Here is a 15568-nt window from a genome sequence, read left to right as displayed (position 1 = left end):
CGGAGCGGCACCGGTCCGCTAGCGACCGCGCAGTTCCCGGTACCGCCGGACCAGGGCGGCCGTGGAGGCGTCCAGACCGGGGACGTCGGCACCCTCGGTCAGGGCGGGCTCGACCCGCCGGGCCAGGACCTTGCCGAGCTCCACCCCCCACTGGTCGAAGGAGTTGATGTTCCACACCGCGCCCTGCACGAACACCTTGTGCTCGTAGAGGGCGACCAGCTGGCCGAGCACCGACGGGCTCAGCCGGTCGGCCAGGACCGTGGTCGTGGGGTGGTTGCCCGCGAACGTGCGGTGCGCGACCAGGTCGGCGGGCACACCCTCGGCGACGACCTCCTCGGCGGTCCGGCCGAAGGCGAGCGCCTGCCCCTGGGCGAACAGGTTGGCCATGAGCAGGTCGTGCTGGGGAACCAGGGCGTCGGGCAGACCGGGGGCGGGGTTGGCGAAGCCGATGAGGTCGGCGGGCACGAACCGGGTGCCCTGGTGCAGGAGCTGGAAGTAGGCGTGCTGGCCGTTGGTTCCGGGGGTGCCCCACACGATCGGACCGGTCTGCCAGGCGACGGGCCGCCCGTCCCGCTGGACCGACTTGCCGTTGGACTCCATGTCCAACTGCTGGAGGTAGGCGGTGAACTTCGACATGTGGTGGCTGTAGGGCAGCACCGCGTGGCTGTGACCGTCGAAGAAGGCCCCGTACCACACGCCCAACAGGCCGAGCAGGAAGGGCAGGTTGCGGTTGGGCGGCGCGGTCGCGAAGTGCTCGTCCATGAGGTGGAACCCGGCGAGCATCTCGCGGAAGGAGTCCGGGCCCAGAGCCACCATCAGGGACAGGCCGATCGCCGAGTCGTAGGAGTAGCGGCCGCCGACCCAGTCCCAGAACTCGAACATGTTGGCGGTGTCGATACCGAACCCGGCCACCGCCTCGGCGTTGGTGGAGACCGCGACGAAGTGCTTGGCGACCGCGTCGCTGTCGGTGTCCACACCGAGCCCGTCGGCCAGCCAGGCGCGCGCGGCGGTGGCGTTGGTGATCGTCTCGACGGTGGTGAAGGTCTTGGAGGCGACGATGAACAGCGTGCGGGCGGGATCCGCGTCGACGAGCGCCTCGTGCAGGTCGGTGCCGTCCACGTTGGAGACGAAGCGGAACTCCAGACCGCGGTCGGTGTAGGGGCGCAGCGCCTCGTAGGCCATGGCCGGACCCAGGTCGGAGCCGCCGATGCCGATGTTGACGACGCGCCTGACGCTCTGGCCGGTGTGGCCGAGCCACTCCCGGGAGCGCACGCGCTCGGCGAAGGCGGCCATCCGGTCCAGGACACGGTGGACGTCGGGGACCACGTCGTGGCCGTCGGTCTCCACGACCGCCCGGCGGGGCGCGCGCAGGGCCGTGTGCAGGACGGCCCGGTCCTCCGTGAGGTTGACGTGCTCCCCGCGCAGCATCGCGTCGCGCAGGTCGGCCACGCCGGTGGCGTCGGCCAGCGCGGTGAGCAGGCGCAGGGTCTCGTCGGTCACGAGGTTGCGGGAGTAGTCGACGTGCAGGTCACCGACGTCCAGCGTGAACCGTTGCGCGCGTGCGGGGTCGTCGGCGAACAGGCCGCGCAGGTGGGTGTCGCCGAACCGGGTACGGTGCTCGCCCAGGGCGGCCCACTCCCCCCGCCGGTCCAGCGGGGTGTCGGGGCGGGCCCGACCCCCGGTGTCCACCGCGCCGTGGGAGGTCGTACTGCCAGGCATCCGGTCGCTCCTCGTCGTCCGTGTGATCCATGGACCGGCCACGCCGTGTTCGGTCAGCGTGCCGGGGCCGCGCGTGCGGCGCCTCTAGCGTCCCACGGCCGCGTTCGCGTTCCGGCGCCCGCCGCCCCGGTGCCCTTCTCCGGATCCTGACCGGCGACCGCGACCGCGACCGATCCCGGGGCCGGGACGGGCCCGGCGGGGGACAGCCACGCCGCGGACGCGTGTCCCGTGACCTGCCGCGCCACGGATCTCCGGAGGGCTGTGACTGGCGTCCACCGCTCCGACCAGGCATGATCGAGGTAGAGGGAGCGAAAGCGAGGGGGCCGCCGGTGACGGAGCAACCCGAAGACTTCACGGTGGACGGCTCAGCCGACATCGACGACGTGGACGCCGTGATGGACGTGGGCGCGGCCGACCAGGACAGTGCCGTGGCCGAGTTCCTGCTCGACCACCCCTACGGGCGCCGCATCGAGGAGATCGAGGACCACGACGCCCTCGGGATCGACGCGGAGGTCCGGCAGGAGATCCCCGACCCCGCCCTGGCCGCCGACGACGACCGCTCGTCCACGCCCCGGCGCGAGGAGCTGTCCCGGCTGCTCAAGGCCGAGGAGTTCGCCGAGAGGGTGCAACGGCGCCAGGAGTGAGCCGGGCCCGAGCCGGTCCGGGCCACAGCGGTCCCGACGACGGTGAGCCCGCGCACGCGGGTGCCCGGGAGGACCCGCACGGGTCACCGTGTTCGTCACCTGGGGCGCGGAAGCGCCGGTCGTCCGGGGTGCGGTGGTGCTGGCCCCACCCCCGGACTCAGGGAGACCTCCGCGAGGGTCCGGGGCCTTCCCCATGGTGCGGCGGCGGTCACCGTTCCTAGTGTGCTCGGGACATGATCGCGACCATGACGGGACGGTCCCTTGCTCCCCTCCTCCGACTCCGGCACCGCCGCACGTCCGGCGACCGCGCGCGTGATCCGCGCCGCGGCGGCGCTCACCCTGGCCACCGCCTTGACCCTGTCCCAGGCCGCGTCGGCCGCTGCCGTGACGGCCGACGCGGAGCACGACCATCCGGCCACCGCCCCGCCCGCGTCCCTGCCCGCACCCACTGGGGAGCATCCCGTCGGCACCGCCGTCCTGCACCTGGTGGACGGTGAGCGGGAGGACGTGTGGGTGGGCGGGCCCCGCGAACTGATGGTGAGCCTGTGGTATCCGGCCCGCACCGAGGCGGGCCGGACCGCGCCGTACATGACCGCGGCGGAGTCGGCGGCGACGGTCGGGGCTCTGGGCCTGGACATGCCCGCGGACACCCTGCACCGGATCCGCACGAACGCGCGCCTCGGCGTGCCGCCCGCCCTCCCCCGCGGCGACGGATTCCCCCTGGTCGTGCTCTCACCCGGAGCGGGGCTGAGCCGGACCCAGATGTCGGCGCTGGCGGAGGATCTGGCCAGCCACGGGTTCGTCGTGGCCGGGGTGGACCACGCCCACGAGGCGGCGCCCGTGGAGTTCCCCGACCGCCTGGTCACCGAGTGCGCGGGCTGTGAGTCCGGGGAGTGGGCGCTGGGCGCGGTCAACCGGGCCGAGGACGTGTCGTTCCTGCTCGACCGGCTCACCGGGCCGGACCCGGCCTGGCGGTGGGCGCGGGTGATCGACACCGACCGGGTCGGGATGGCCGGGCACTCCTGGGGCGGCACCGCCACCGCCGAGACCCTGCGGGCGGAGGAGCGCGTGGACGCCGGGATCAACCTCGACGGGCCGTACTACGCGCCCGCCGCGGACGAGGGGCTGGACAAACCCCTGGCCCTGATCGAGAACGACCAGGGGAACCGGTGGCACGGGGTGGACCGGATGTGGCCCCGGCTGTCGGGCTGGCGGCAGTGGATCCGCTTGGAGGGCTCGGGGCACTCCAGCGGCACCGACCGGGGGGTGCTCATGGAGCAGCTGGGGCTGACCCGCGCCCTCACCCCCGAGCAGTGGGCCGCCCAGTTCGGCGACATCCCCGTCGGGCGCGGGCTGGACCTGGTACGCGCCTACAGCGTGGCCTTCTTCGACCACCACCTGCGCGGCGGGGAGCAGCCCCTGTTGGACGACCCCGGGGAGGTGTACCCCGAACTCGTGGTCGTCGACCCCTGACCCGGCGGCGGCCCGGCCCCGGCCGGGGCCCTCTCAGCCCGGACGCCAGGTGGCCAGGAGCCGGTCCAGGGAGTCGGGGGTGTCGGCCTCCGACTGGGCGAACGGCGCCTGGTAGCGCGCTCCGACGGCGCGCGGGGCGCTGGAGCGGGGCTTGGGCGAGGCGGCGGGGCGGACGGCGGTCTCGGACTCCCCGGTGTCGTCCTTGGGGGCCAGGGGTGCCTGGTAGCGGGCGCCCTGGGGTGCCGGTCGGCGCCTGCGGCGGATCCAGCGGGTGCGGGCGGGCGGCCCGGGCCGGTCCTGGGGGGCGGGCTCGGCGCGTTCCCCGGTGGGGGTGAAGCGCACGGGCAGGGTCCGCAGTCCGTGCACGATCAGGGATCCGCGCCAGGCCAACCCGGCGGGTTCGGCCGCCAGGGACATGCCGCGCAGGCGGTCCAGGACCGTGTCGACGGCCGTGCGGACGAACTCGCGGGCGAAACCGGTGGCCGGGCACCGGTGCGCCCCCGCACCCCAGGACAGGTGGGAGCGGTTGCCCGCCATGGCCATGGCGTCGTCCCCGCCCCGGACCACCGAGGGGTCCCCGTGCGCGGAGGAGAACCCGAACAGCAGCGGCTCCCCGCGGCGGATGCGGGCCCCGGCGAAGCGCATGTCCATCGTGGAGTAGCGTCCGGCGAGCACACTGATCGGCGGGTCGGTCCACATGACGTAGTCGATGAAGTCCTCCGGGGTGAGGGTGCCGCCCAGGTAGGCGGTCCACACGGCCGGGTCCTCCAACAGCTTGAGCAGGGCGTTGCCGATGAGGTGGGTGGTGGGTTCGTGCCCGGTCTCCCACAGCAGGGAGAGCGCCTCGACCGCCTCGCCGTCGGTGAGGCGGTGGGGGTGTTCCAGGAGGTGGGAGGTGAGGTCGTCGCCCGGCTCGGCGCGTTTGCGGGAGACCAGGCCCGCGAAGTAGGCGCGGATGGCCAGCGACGCGGGTTCGGCTCGGCCGGGGTCACCGCTCCACAGGCGGGCGGTGAGGTCGGCGAGCAGGCTCCCGTAGGCGTCCGGGAGGCCGAAGAGTTCGTTGAGCACGAGCGCGGGCAGCGGGGCCGCGAACCGGCCGATGAGGTCGGCGTGGCCGTCGGCGCCGACCGCCCCCAGCAGGCGCACGGCGGCGCGCTCCACGACCGGGACGAGTTGGGGCGTGCCCACCCGGGCCAGCGCGTCGACGATGGGCGTGCGCAGCCGCAGGTGCTCCTCCCCGTCGCGGGTGAGCGCGCCGGAGCGCGCGGGCGCGGTTCCCGAGGCGCTCCAGGGCCGGGGATCGGCGGAGAAGTGGGTCTGGTCGCGCAGGACCTGGAGGTTCTCCTTGTAGCCGAGGAGGAGCCAGCCGGGCACCCCGGGGCTGATCTCGACCGGGGCCAGGCCGCCGTAGTGGTCCCGGAGCCGGTCCCAGGGCAGGTCCGCGGCGGCGGGGTCGTGCAGGGACAACGCCCCGGCCCCGGAGAGGGGGCAGCGGCCGCCCGCCGCCCGGCCGCCCGGGGTTCCGTCACGGCCGGCGGATCCGGTTCCCTGGTGCATGGAGACTCCTCGGTGGCTGTGGATGCCACGCGACGCTATGCCGCGATTGTTTCCGAAGTGCTTCCGGGACGAAAGCTCCGGCTTTCCGTGCGGAACATCGCGCCCCAAGCCGGACCTGGTCGGGTGGGGCCCGCGTGCCCGGGGCCGGTGTCTTTCACGGGTGTTTCGCGCGTGTCACGGTGCGCCCGCGCTGCCGCCGGCCGCTCCCGGGACGAGGACGTCGACGATCTGACCGACGGTCCGCTCGTCGGCGGGCCGCCGCGTGAGCAGCGCCCGGAAGTGCAGCGGAGCGACCAGGAGTTCCAGGAGCGTGGCCGGGTCCACGCCCTGGGGTAGCTCGCCTCGGGCGACGGCGCGGTCGACCATGACGCGCGCCGACTCGAACCGGGTGCGCCAGAACTGCGCGCGGCTCGCGGCGAGGGCGGGATCGTCGTCGACGGCGGCCATCGCGCGGACGAGCGTCCCGCCAAGCGGCGAGTCCAGGTAGGCGGTCACCGAGCGCGCGAAGGCGACCAGGTCCTCGCGCAGCGACCCCGTGTCGGGGACGGGCAGCCTCTCCTCGCTGTGGGCGAGCAGCGCGTCGACGATCACGTGCTCCCGGGTACCCCACCGACGGTAGATCGACGTCTCGTGCACGCCCGCCCTCCGGGCGACCCCTCCGATGCTGACCGCGTCGGGGCCGTGCTCGACCAGCACCTCCAGGGTCGCCCCCAGAACGGCCTGGCGGACACGTGCGGAGCGTCCACCCTTCCTGCGTCGCACTCCCTCTTCGTTCATCCCTCCACCCTAAAGCAGGATTGTTGCTTTAACAGTCATGATGGCTGTACCGTGCACTAACGCAGCATTACTGCGTTAAGAGAGTGGACGGTCGGAGGAGGGGCGATGGCGTACCAGTGGCCCGTGGACGTGCGGGACCTGTTCGGTGAGCGGTATCAGCAGATCATCGGCAGCGGGCTCCCCGCGGAGGACGTGGACGCGGTCCGCGGGCTCGTCACGATGATGTGGCCCGACGAACCCGGCGGTTGGGTACACGAGTGGTCGGCGCTGGCCGCACGCCACGCGGAGGCGGGCGCGCACCGGCTCGCGGCGCTGGCCTACGGATGGGCCTCGTTCCCCGCCCTCACCGACCGCGCCAGACGCACCGCCCTGGCTCGTCAGGCCGAGCAGTACCAGCTCGCGGCCCCGGACTTCGGCGTGGACTTTGGGCGTCGGGTGTTGTCGCTGCCGCACCGGGGCGGAACGACTCCGGTACCGGTGCACGTCCTGGCCCCGCACGATCTGCCCGCGGACGCACCCGTGCTCCTCGCCAGCGGCGGCGTGGACACCTGGAAGATGGACCTGCACCCCGTCCTCACCGCCCTCGCCGTGCACACGCGGATGCGGGTGGTGGCCTTCGACATCCCGGGAACCGGGGAGTCGGCCGTTGCGATGACCCCGGACGGCGGCGCGCAGATCACGCGTGGCCTGATCGACCGCGCCCGCACACTGGGAAACGGCGTCGTGGCGCACCTGGGCATCTCCATGGGAGGGCACTACTCGGCCCGCACCGGGCTGTCCGGCGAGGTCGACGCGGCCGTCGTCGTCGGCGGGCCGGTCGATGCCGCCTTCACCGAGGGCGGGCTGGACAGGTTCGGTATGAGCGGCATCGTCGGCAACGCCCTCGGCTTCGACCGGGAGCCCGCCGACGGCGAGCTGGCCTCGGCGTTGTCGGGTTTCTCGCTGCGCTCCCACCTGGCGCGGGACGCCAACGCGCCCATGCTGGTCGTCAACGGCGCCGACGACGTCCACGTCCCCCAGCACGACACGCTGGTGTTCCGGGGACGCCGTGCCACGGAGGTCCGCCTCATCCCGGGAAGCGGCCACTGCGCCGTCTCCGCGTTCCCCGAGGTGCTCCGGATCATCGTCGCATGGCTCGCACGCACCCTCGGCGACAGGACGTCGGAGGCGCACGCGTGACGGCGGGCCGCCGCCGCGCCGCCCCCCGAAGACCCGGGAGGGCCCCGACCGGAGCCGGCCCGAGTCGGCCCGGACGCCCGGAACACACCCTAGGATGGCGGGTCGGCCCCACCACCTCGACCCGGGAGAACCATCGTGGGCAAGAAGAACCGCGGACGGCGGCGCGCCTCGGCTCCGCGGACCGACGCGTGGGCGGGCCCCGCCCCCGGGGACGCCCCCGCCGACGTGGTGGCCGGAGCCGTCGACGCCCTGGTCCTGGGTGACGACGGCGGGGGCGTGGACCTGGCCGCGGCGCGTCTGGCCGACGTCGAGGACCCGGGGTGGGCGAGAGCCGCGGGTCTGGCCGTGGCGGACGCCCTGGAACGGGGTCTGACCGGGGTGTGGGCCCACGGCTGGCAGCCCGCCGAGACGGTGCGCCAGGTCGGTCGGGAACTCGACCGCGTGGCCGCGGCCGTGTGCGCCGACGCGGTCGTGGCCGAGCACGGGCGGTACTCCCCCGCGGCGGTGGATCCCCGGTGGAGCGCGCAGGTCAGGGAGCTGGGGGCGGCGCCGGAGTGGGGCGGGGAGTACCTCGCCCACGCGGGGGCGCGGCACGGCCTGCTCAGGTTCGAGGTGGTCGAGCTGGTGCTGCGGGTCCTGGCCGTCCTGCGGGTCATGCCGCCCGTGCGGGCCCTGGGGCCCGCGCCGGGCGCCTTCCGGCCCGGCCGCGGGACCCGCGCCCGGACTCCGTCGCCGGTGGACCGCACCCGGTTGGAGCGGGTACGGGCCCTGCTGGCCAAGGCCGAGTCGACGGAGTTCCCGCACGAGGCGGAGGCGTTGAGCGCCCGCGCCCAAGAGCTGATGGCCCGGCACAGCATCGATCAGGCGCTGCTGGAGGAGGAGCCCGGGGAGTCGGCCGCGGCGGCGGCCCGGCGGTTGCCGGTGGACGCCCCCTACGACGAGTACAAGGCCGTCCTGTTGCACGAGGTCGCCGAGGCCAACCACTGCCGGGCGATCTGGCACCGGGAGCTGGCGCTGTGCACGGTGATGGGGTTCGACGCCGACCTCGACGCGGTCGAGCTGATGTTCACCTCGCTGCTGGTGCAGGCCGAGAGCGCGATGCGGGCCAGCGGCGCGGTGCGCGACCGGTCGGGCCGGGCCGCGGGCCGGGACTTTCGGGCGTCGTTCGTCTCGGCGTTCGCGGTGCGCGTGGGTGAGCGGCTCGCGGAGTCGGCCCGGGCCGCCGAGGAGGCCGCGGCGGCCGAGACGGGTACCGACCTGGTGCCGCTGTTCGCCGCCCGGGAGCGTGAGGTGGAGGCCGCGGTCGAGGAGGCGTTCGGGGAGCTGACCCACTCGCGCGTGCGCGGTCCGCACAGCGAGGACGGGTGGGTCGAGGGGCGTGCGGCGGCGGACGCCGCCGCCCTGGGAGCGCGCCGTCGGGTCGGGGAGCGCTGAGGGCGCCCCCGGCGCCCGGTCCGGTGGGAGAACCGGTGGCCCGACAGCGGGAAAACCCGTGGCCTCGCAGCGGGAACACCCGGTACAACGGAGCACATGGTGTACAAGTACCCGCGAACCCGCCACATCCGGGGGTCGCGCCTGCAGCCGGGCGACGCCGACCTGTCGGCCGCACCCTTCGGCGACCTGGCGGGACGGCACCTGGTCATCGAGGAGAAGCTCGACGGCGCCAACGCGGGGATCAGTTTCGACGCCGGGGGCCGTCTGCGCTTGCAGAGTCGGGGCCACTTCCTGACCGGCGGTCCGCGCGAGCGGCAGTTCGCGCCGCTCAAGGCCTGGGCGGCGACCGTCGCGCCCCTGTTGTGGCCGCGGCTGGGCGACCGGTACGTGCTCTACGGCGAGTGGCTGTACGCCAAGCACACCGTCTTCTACGACGCGCTGCCGCACTACTTCTGCGAGTTCGACGTCCTGGACACCCGCGAGGGCGCCTTCCTGTCCACGCCGCGCCGCCGCGAGCTGCTGGAGGGCACCCCGGTGGTGTCGGTCCCGGTCCTGTACTCGGGTCCGCTGTCCGACCTGGCGGACCTGACCCGTCTCGTGGGGCCCTCCACGTGCCGGACGCCGGACTGGCGCAGGGCCCTGGCGCAGGCCGCGCGTGCCGGAGGCGCCGACCCCGGGCGCGCCCTGGCCGAGAGCGACGACTCCGACCTGATGGAGGGGCTCTACGTGAAGGTGGAGGAGGGTGAGCGCACCGTCGACCGGTACAAGTGGGTGCGCGCGGAGTTCACCACCGCCGTGCTGGACTCGGGGACGCACTGGCTCGACCGGCCGCTGATCGCCAACGGCCTGGCCGACCCGGAGGTGCTGCGTGCGACCGTTCGATGAACTGTGCCCGGCGCCCCCGGCCTGGTCGCTGGACTGGGCGGCGGTCCGGGAGGCGCTGCCGTGGGTGCGGGAGACGGCGGGTGTGGAACAGGATCCGGTCCACCACGCCGAGGGTGACGTGGAGACGCACACGCGGATGGCGTGCGAGGCGCTGGCCGAACTGCCCGGGTGGCGGGCGCGCCCGGAGCCCGAGCGGGTCCGGCTCTTCGCGGCCGTGCTCCTGCACGACGTCGGCAAGGCGGCCTGTACCCGGCGGGACGCGGACGGCCGGGTCACCGCCCACGGGCACTCGCGCGCGGGTGAGCTCATGGCGCGCCGCCTGCTCTGGGAGGGCGGGGCGGAGGCGGGCTGGCGCGAGCACGTCGCCGGGCTGGTGCGCCACCACCAGGTGCCGTTCTGGGCTCTGGAACGCCCCGATCTGCGGTCGATCGCGTTCCGGGTGAGCCTGGTCGCGCGCAACGACGACCTGGCGCTGCTGGCCACCGCCGACATCCTGGGGCGCCGCTGCGGTGACACCGCCGAGGTACTGGACAACATCGCCCTGTACCGCGAGTACTGTGCCGAGCAGCGGTGCCTGGACCGGCCCCGCGACTTCCCCTCCGACCACGCGCGGTTCTGGTTCTTCCGCAGGCCGGACCGCGACCCGGACTACGCGGCCCACGACGACACGCGGTCGACGGTGACGGTGATGTCCGGGCTGCCCGGCGCGGGAAAGGACACGTGGATCGGCTCCCACCGGGCGGACCTGCCGGTGGTGAGTCTGGACGCGCTGCGCGCCCAGATGGGCGTGCGGCCCACCGACCCGCAGCGGCGGGTGGCCGCCGCCGCGCACGAACTGGCCCGGGAGCACCTGCGGGCGGGGCGGTCGTTCGTGTGGAACGCCACGAACCTGTCGCGCGACGTCCGCGGCCGGTGCGTCGGACTGGCCGCCGCGTACCGGGCCCGGGTCGAGGTCGTGTCCCTGGAGGCTCCGCCGGGGGTGCTGCGCGCCCGGTTGGACCGCCGTGCCGCCCCGGTCCCCGCCGCGGCGGTGGAGCGCCTGGTCCGGCGGTGGGAGTACCCCGACCTCACCGAGGCGCACCGGGTCACGGGGATCGCCTGGCCGCAGGGGTGACGTCCGGCGCGCGGCCGGGGCGGGGCGGAGGCGAGCGGTCGGGGCCGGTCAGGTCGGCTCGGGGGCGGCTCCGGCCATCAGCCAGCGGCGGACCGCGATCTCCAGCAGGACGTGGGGGCGGCCGCTGTCCTCGACGACGTCCTCGATGTCCCAGTCGTAGCGGTCGCGGAAGGCGGCCACGACGTCGGCGGGGAAGGTACCGGTGCGCACCGTGACCGTGCCCTCGGCGACGACGGGCGCGTCGCCGTCCTCCAGCGCCAGCGACACCCGGGGGTCGGCGGCGACGTTGCGCGCCTTGACCGTGCCCGGGCCGGTACTGACCCACCAGCGGTCCCGGACGTGCGCGAACCAGACCGGGGTCAGGTGCGGTGAGCCGTTCGGACGGCAGGTGCACATCCAGACGTTGCGGGCCGAGCGCAGGCGGCCGGTGAGGTGGTCGGGGGCGGGGACGGACGGGTGGGTGGTCACGGGGCTCCCTCGGTCGTGGTCGGACGGAGCCAAAGCCTGGGGCCTCAACCGTGGTTGAGGTCAAGTCCGGTGCGGCGTTCCCGGGCGGGGCGGTGCTCCAGCGGTCACGGGACCGCGCACCGCACGCGGTGGTGCGCCGCCGCCGTTTTCCGTCGATGGCCACGTGCGACACACCTTTCCCGCTACGATGAGCAGAGCCCACCCGCACCGTCAGTCACCCACCGCACACGGCGCAGGGGCGGCGGGACCACCGACGACCCCAGGGGTGCCCGCGCCGACCACCACGGGCGTCCCCACGGGCTCCGACGTCCAGGTTCCCCACGGCTGCGAGAACGATGTCCGACACGTGTGCACGCACCGGTGGGCGCCCGGCTCCGGATCCCCGCGCGGGCTCGGCGACGGACGCGTGGGACGACCGGCACTGGCGGCGCCGCTTCGGCCTGCTGTGGACGGGCGGGGCGCTGTCCTCCCTGGGTTCGATGACCCTCACCCTGTCCGTCCCGCTGCTGGCCCTGCACCAGAGCGGTTCCCCCGCCCTGGCGGGGTGGATCGCCGCCGCCGGGATGGTGCCGCGCACCCTGCTGTACGTTCCGCTCGGGGTCGTGGTCGACCGCCACGACCCCCGCTCCGTCATGGTCGCCGGCCAGTGCGCGCGCCTGGCGTGCGTGGCGCTGCTGATCGGCCCGGTCCTGCTCCTGGACGCGCCCGTGGCCCTGCTGGCCGCCGCGGCCACCGTCCACGGCGTGTGCGCCGCCCTGCACGCGACCGCCGCGTCGGCCGCCGTGCCCCTCCTGGTCCCCCGCGACCGCCTGCCGACCGCCGCGGCCCGCAACGAGGCCCGCACCCACGCCACGCAGATGACCGGCCGGCCGCTCGGCGGCGCCCTGTTCGGCCTGGGCCACGGCCTGCCCGCCGTGTTCGACACGGTGGTCTCGGCGGTGGGACTGTGCCTGGTGGCGCGCCTGCCCCGGCTGCGCGCCGCACGGCGGGAGGGCGCCGCGGCGCGGCCGTCCGCGGTACCGGGGCGACGGACGGCCGCCCTGTGCCGGGAGACGGCGGCGGGCCTGGCCCACCTGCGCCGTGACCGCTTCCTCCTCCTGGCCACGGCGGTGTGCACGGTGACCAACGCCCTGTTCCAGACGGTGTGGCTGGTCATCGTCGTCCTGGCCACCGAACGGGAGCTCTCCGCCTTCCTGCTCGGCGCGGTGCTCGCCGCGACCGGAGCCGGAGGGCTGCTCGGCTCCCTCACCGCCACCGCCGTCGTCCGACGCCTGCACCACGGCACCGTGGTCGTCCTGTGCCTGTGGGCGTGGGCGGCGGTCACCGCGCCCCTGGCCCTGGCCGGGCGGGCCGACACCGGATGGCTGGTGGCCGCCCTCCCCCTGGCCTGGGGCGGGATCGGGTTCGTCGGCGCGCACATGAACGTCACCGTGACCACCTACCACACCACGCGCGTGCCGACCGAACTCCTGGGGCGGGTCACCGGCACCGTCCGTCTGGCCACCAGCGCGGCGCTCCCCCTCGGCGTGCTGTGCGGGGGTCACCTGCTGGAGGCGGCGGGTGTGCGCGCCGCGGCCGTGTCGGTCACGGCGCTGCTCTGCCTGTGCGCCCTGGTCCTCACCGTCGCCGTTTCCGTGGTCGGATACCGGCGCGGCGCGCGTTCGCGCGCGCAAGGGGCGTGACGGTGTGATCACGGCCGGGGCCCGATGCCCTGGCGGGGGCCTGCGCCCCCTCCCGCGTTCCGCCGGGAGGGCGACGTCCGTGGGTGCGTCACGGAACGGCCGGGGTCCCTGCTGCTCACCCCGCTTCGAGCCGCCGGGTCGGATCCGCGCGCGCCGCGCCCCTCTCCCCCACCGGGAACAGCGACTCCCCGACCGTCCGCAGGCCCGTGTCCAGCGCCTTCTGGATCCGCAGGGCGTCACCGACCTGCCCCGTCCTCGCCTGGACGTGGTTGAAGGCCCGGTCGGTGGCGTCGCGCAGTTCGTCGACCGGGCCGCGCCGCCCCTCCGGGAGGACGCCCCGCAGGCGCTCGACCGCCACGACCGCGTCCAGGCTGTCCGTGCGGGCCTGGCGCAGCATGTCGCCCAGTTCCTCGTCACCGGGCCGGGGCGGGCCCTCCGCGCGGATGTGCGTGACCACCCGGACCGACATGCCGAGGCGGAGCACCGCCCTGCGCGCGTCGTCGAACCGCGACCGCAGCTCCTGGTCGCGGCGGCGTTCCCGGTCGAAGAGGTGCCGTGTCCGTTCCACCTCCAGGGCGTGCTCCGCCCGCCAGCGCTCCGTGCGCGCGGCCCGGTGGGCGGCCAGAGCGGTGGCGCCGAGTGTGCTCAGGGCCGTGACGGCGCCGGTGATGAGCGCGACCAGCACGGTGGTGTCCATTCTGTCAATTCACCAGCTCCCATGTGGGGTCAGCCCCCGGGCGGCCGTCAGCTCGGCGCGAATCCGGTTCCGGGTGCGCCGGGCCTCACTGGCCGACCGGTCGCCGACGAGGACGGCGTCCAGGACCGCGAGGGCGGACTGGCTCTGCCCCACGCGCCACAGGGCCTGGCCGATGCCGGTGCGCAGGCTCGGGTCCCCGTGCACGCGCCCGGCGGCCGCGCGCAGGCCGTCGAGCGCCGCCGCGCGCTGCCCCGCCTGGAGGCGGCTGCTCGACTGGGCGACGAGCAGCCGTGCCACACCGGTGCCGTCCCCGACCGCCTCCAGCAGCTCCGCCGCCTCGGCGTAGTAGGCGGCGGCGACCGCGGGGTCCCCGCGCTCGAAGGCCAGGTCGCCCAGGAGCGAGGTGAGCAGGGCGCGTTCACGGGGGCGGGGCGGCGGGGCCGACCGCAGCGCCCGGCGCGCGTGCTCACCCGCGAGGTCGGGCTCGCCCCGGGTGTGGGCCCGGCGGGCGACGACGACGCGCTGCTCGGTCGTCCACGGCTCCGGTACGGTCCCGGCCCCGGGGTGGACCGCCAGGTCCGCGAGGGGGCGGGCCAGGCGCGGATGGCGCAGGTGGTAGGCGGTCCCGTCGGCGGCGGGGGCGACCAGGTGGCGGTCCTGGAGGGTGTGGACCAGGCCGCGGGTGAGGTCGGGGTCGGGGGTGCCGTCCGGGCCGGGCGCCGGGGCGCCCGGCCCGTCCGCGGTCGCGGCGCGCCGCAGCCAGGCGTGCGGCAGGTCGCGGGGGACGAGGTGCTCCGCGGCGACCTCCTCCAGGACGAGGCCGAGGTGGACGGCGAGGGCGCGGTCGACGTCGTCGGCGGCGAAGGCGTCGGAGCCCTCGGCGTGCAGGAGCGCGCCGACGGTCTGGAGCAGGGCGGGGTCGACGGTCTCGGTGAGGGCCGCGGTGCCGGCGCCCCGGGCGGGCGGTCCGGGGACGGTCCGCACCTCCTCGACCAGGCGCTCCGCGACGGGCAGGGGGTTGCGGGCGCCGACCGCGCCGAGGGCGTGGGCGGTGGCGCGGACGGCGGCGTCGGGGGACAGCGGGCCGACGCGCACCTCGGTGTGGTCGGTCCCGTGCGGGGCGATCATCCGTCGCAGGTCGGCCAAATGCTCGGTGCGCACGGTGAGCAGGAGGTGCAGTCCGGGGTGGTCGGCCAGCGCGACGAGGAGTTCGTCGACGAGCGCGGCGCGGTGCGGCCCCGGGCCGCCGGGGACCCGCAGCAGGGGTTCGGTCTGGTCGAGTGCGGCGAAGAGGGGCCGCGGTCGGCCGTAGCGGTCGGCGCGGTCGTGGTCGCGCAGGAAGTCGGTGGTCGAGGTGCCCGGCCCGTGCGTGGGGAACTCGCCCGGGTTCCAGGAGGCGAGGAGGGCGCGGGTGAAGGGGTTCTGCTCGGGGAGGACGGCGCTGGGGAAGGCCGGGTCGAGCAGCAGGTGGCCCACCGGCAGGACGCGGGCGCCGCGGTCGGTGAGGACGGGAACGGCCCCCGCGCGCAGGAGCGAGGTCTTTCCGGCCCCGGTGTCCCCGTGCAGAACGGTCAGGCGTGTTCCGCTCCACGCCTCGACGAGGGCGTGCACCGTTTCCGTCCGACCGTGGAACAGGTGGCGGTCGCGGGCGCCGAAAGGCCGCGCACCGACGAACGGTCCCGTGCGGTGCGTCCGACCGGCGGAGTTTCGTGGCATGGAATCATCTCCGAGCCGTGGAGAACGGTTCTGGGGCGCCGGGAACCGGTGCCGCCCCGGCTGCTGCGGGCGGGTCCGGATTTCACCGGCGAACATCATTGTCCGGACCTATGGGCGGATCCGCGGATCCCCGCGGCGACGGGTGTGGGGAATGGTCGGGAAGGGTCTGCCGGGGCAGGGGGTGAAACGGGGCGAAGGTCCACGGCGAGCGCGGTTGGGCCGC

General features: G+C 75.2%; 13 protein-coding genes. 7 read left to right on the top strand and 6 right to left on the bottom strand.

What is annotated here, in order from left to right:
• Positions 1-18: 18 nt before the first annotated feature.
• Positions 19-1719, bottom strand: coding sequence for a glucose-6-phosphate isomerase (gene pgi, locus ACTVAJ_RS20995; RefSeq protein WP_470389919.1), 1701 nt, complete (start codon positions 1717-1719; stop codon positions 19-21).
• 329 nt (positions 1720-2048) lie between these two features.
• Here pgi and ACTVAJ_RS20990 point away from each other — a divergent pair, with 329 nt between their 5' ends.
• On the top strand, positions 2049-2363 hold the full coding sequence (locus tag ACTVAJ_RS20990) for a hypothetical protein (RefSeq protein ID WP_470389918.1): 315 nt from the start codon (positions 2049-2051) through the stop codon (positions 2361-2363).
• A 261-nt stretch (positions 2364-2624) separates the two neighbouring features.
• Complete coding sequence (locus ACTVAJ_RS20985; RefSeq protein WP_470389917.1) at positions 2625-3836, top strand: alpha/beta hydrolase family protein; 1212 nt, start codon at positions 2625-2627, stop codon at positions 3834-3836.
• A gap of 33 nt (positions 3837-3869) precedes the next feature.
• Here ACTVAJ_RS20985 and ACTVAJ_RS20980 read toward each other — a convergent pair whose 3' ends face one another.
• Positions 3870-5393, bottom strand: coding sequence for a cytochrome P450 family protein (locus ACTVAJ_RS20980; protein ID WP_470389916.1), 1524 nt, complete (start codon positions 5391-5393; stop codon positions 3870-3872).
• A gap of 174 nt (positions 5394-5567) precedes the next feature.
• Complete coding sequence (locus ACTVAJ_RS20975) at positions 5568-6170, bottom strand: TetR/AcrR family transcriptional regulator (protein WP_470389915.1); 603 nt, start codon at positions 6168-6170, stop codon at positions 5568-5570.
• 105 nt (positions 6171-6275) lie between these two features.
• On the opposite strand from ACTVAJ_RS20975, the gene ACTVAJ_RS20970 reads away from it, so the two are divergent.
• From ACTVAJ_RS20970 to ACTVAJ_RS20955, 4 genes are all read left to right on the top strand, one after another.
• Positions 6276-7349 carry an alpha/beta fold hydrolase gene (locus ACTVAJ_RS20970; protein ID WP_470389914.1) on the top strand — a complete coding sequence of 358 codons (1074 nt, stop codon included), beginning with the start codon at positions 6276-6278 and terminating at the stop codon, positions 7347-7349.
• Between the two features lie 135 nt (positions 7350-7484).
• Positions 7485-8783 carry a DUF2786 domain-containing protein gene (locus ACTVAJ_RS20965; RefSeq protein WP_470389913.1) on the top strand — a complete coding sequence of 433 codons (1299 nt, stop codon included), beginning with the start codon at positions 7485-7487 and terminating at the stop codon, positions 8781-8783.
• 96 nt (positions 8784-8879) lie between these two features.
• Positions 8880-9668: an RNA ligase family protein gene (locus ACTVAJ_RS20960; RefSeq protein WP_470389912.1), complete on the top strand. Its 789-nt coding sequence runs from the start codon at positions 8880-8882 to the stop codon at positions 9666-9668.
• A complete protein-coding gene (locus tag ACTVAJ_RS20955) occupies positions 9652-10782 on the top strand; it encodes an AAA family ATPase (protein ID WP_470389911.1) in 1131 nt (376 codons plus the stop codon). The genes ACTVAJ_RS20960 and ACTVAJ_RS20955 overlap by 17 nt, the downstream gene beginning before the upstream one ends.
• Before the next feature lie 48 nt (positions 10783-10830).
• Here ACTVAJ_RS20955 and ACTVAJ_RS20950 read toward each other — a convergent pair whose 3' ends face one another.
• Complete coding sequence (locus tag ACTVAJ_RS20950; RefSeq protein ID WP_470389910.1) at positions 10831-11250, bottom strand: pyridoxamine 5'-phosphate oxidase family protein; 420 nt, start codon at positions 11248-11250, stop codon at positions 10831-10833.
• Positions 11251-11585: 335 nt separating this feature from the next.
• Here ACTVAJ_RS20950 and ACTVAJ_RS20945 point away from each other — a divergent pair, with 335 nt between their 5' ends.
• Positions 11586-12932 (top strand): MFS transporter, encoded by a 1347-nt coding sequence (locus ACTVAJ_RS20945; RefSeq protein ID WP_470389909.1) that lies wholly within the window; start codon positions 11586-11588, stop codon positions 12930-12932.
• A gap of 115 nt (positions 12933-13047) precedes the next feature.
• Here the strand turns inward: ACTVAJ_RS20945 and ACTVAJ_RS20940 are convergent, their stop codons facing one another.
• Together ACTVAJ_RS20940 and ACTVAJ_RS20935 are read right to left on the bottom strand one after the other, a co-directional pair.
• The gene (locus tag ACTVAJ_RS20940; RefSeq protein WP_470389908.1) at positions 13048-13629 is read right to left on the bottom strand and encodes a hypothetical protein; all 582 of its coding nucleotides are present in this window, start codon (positions 13627-13629) and stop codon (positions 13048-13050) included.
• A 9-nt stretch (positions 13630-13638) separates the two neighbouring features.
• A complete protein-coding gene (locus ACTVAJ_RS20935) occupies positions 13639-15345 on the bottom strand; it encodes an nSTAND1 domain-containing NTPase (RefSeq protein ID WP_470389907.1) in 1707 nt (568 codons plus the stop codon).
• Positions 15346-15568 lie beyond the last annotated feature (223 nt).

The organism is Nocardiopsis sp. KDC1DS13DA1 (genome assembly GCF_055632325.1).
This window is presented reverse-complemented; position numbering and strand designations above follow the sequence as displayed.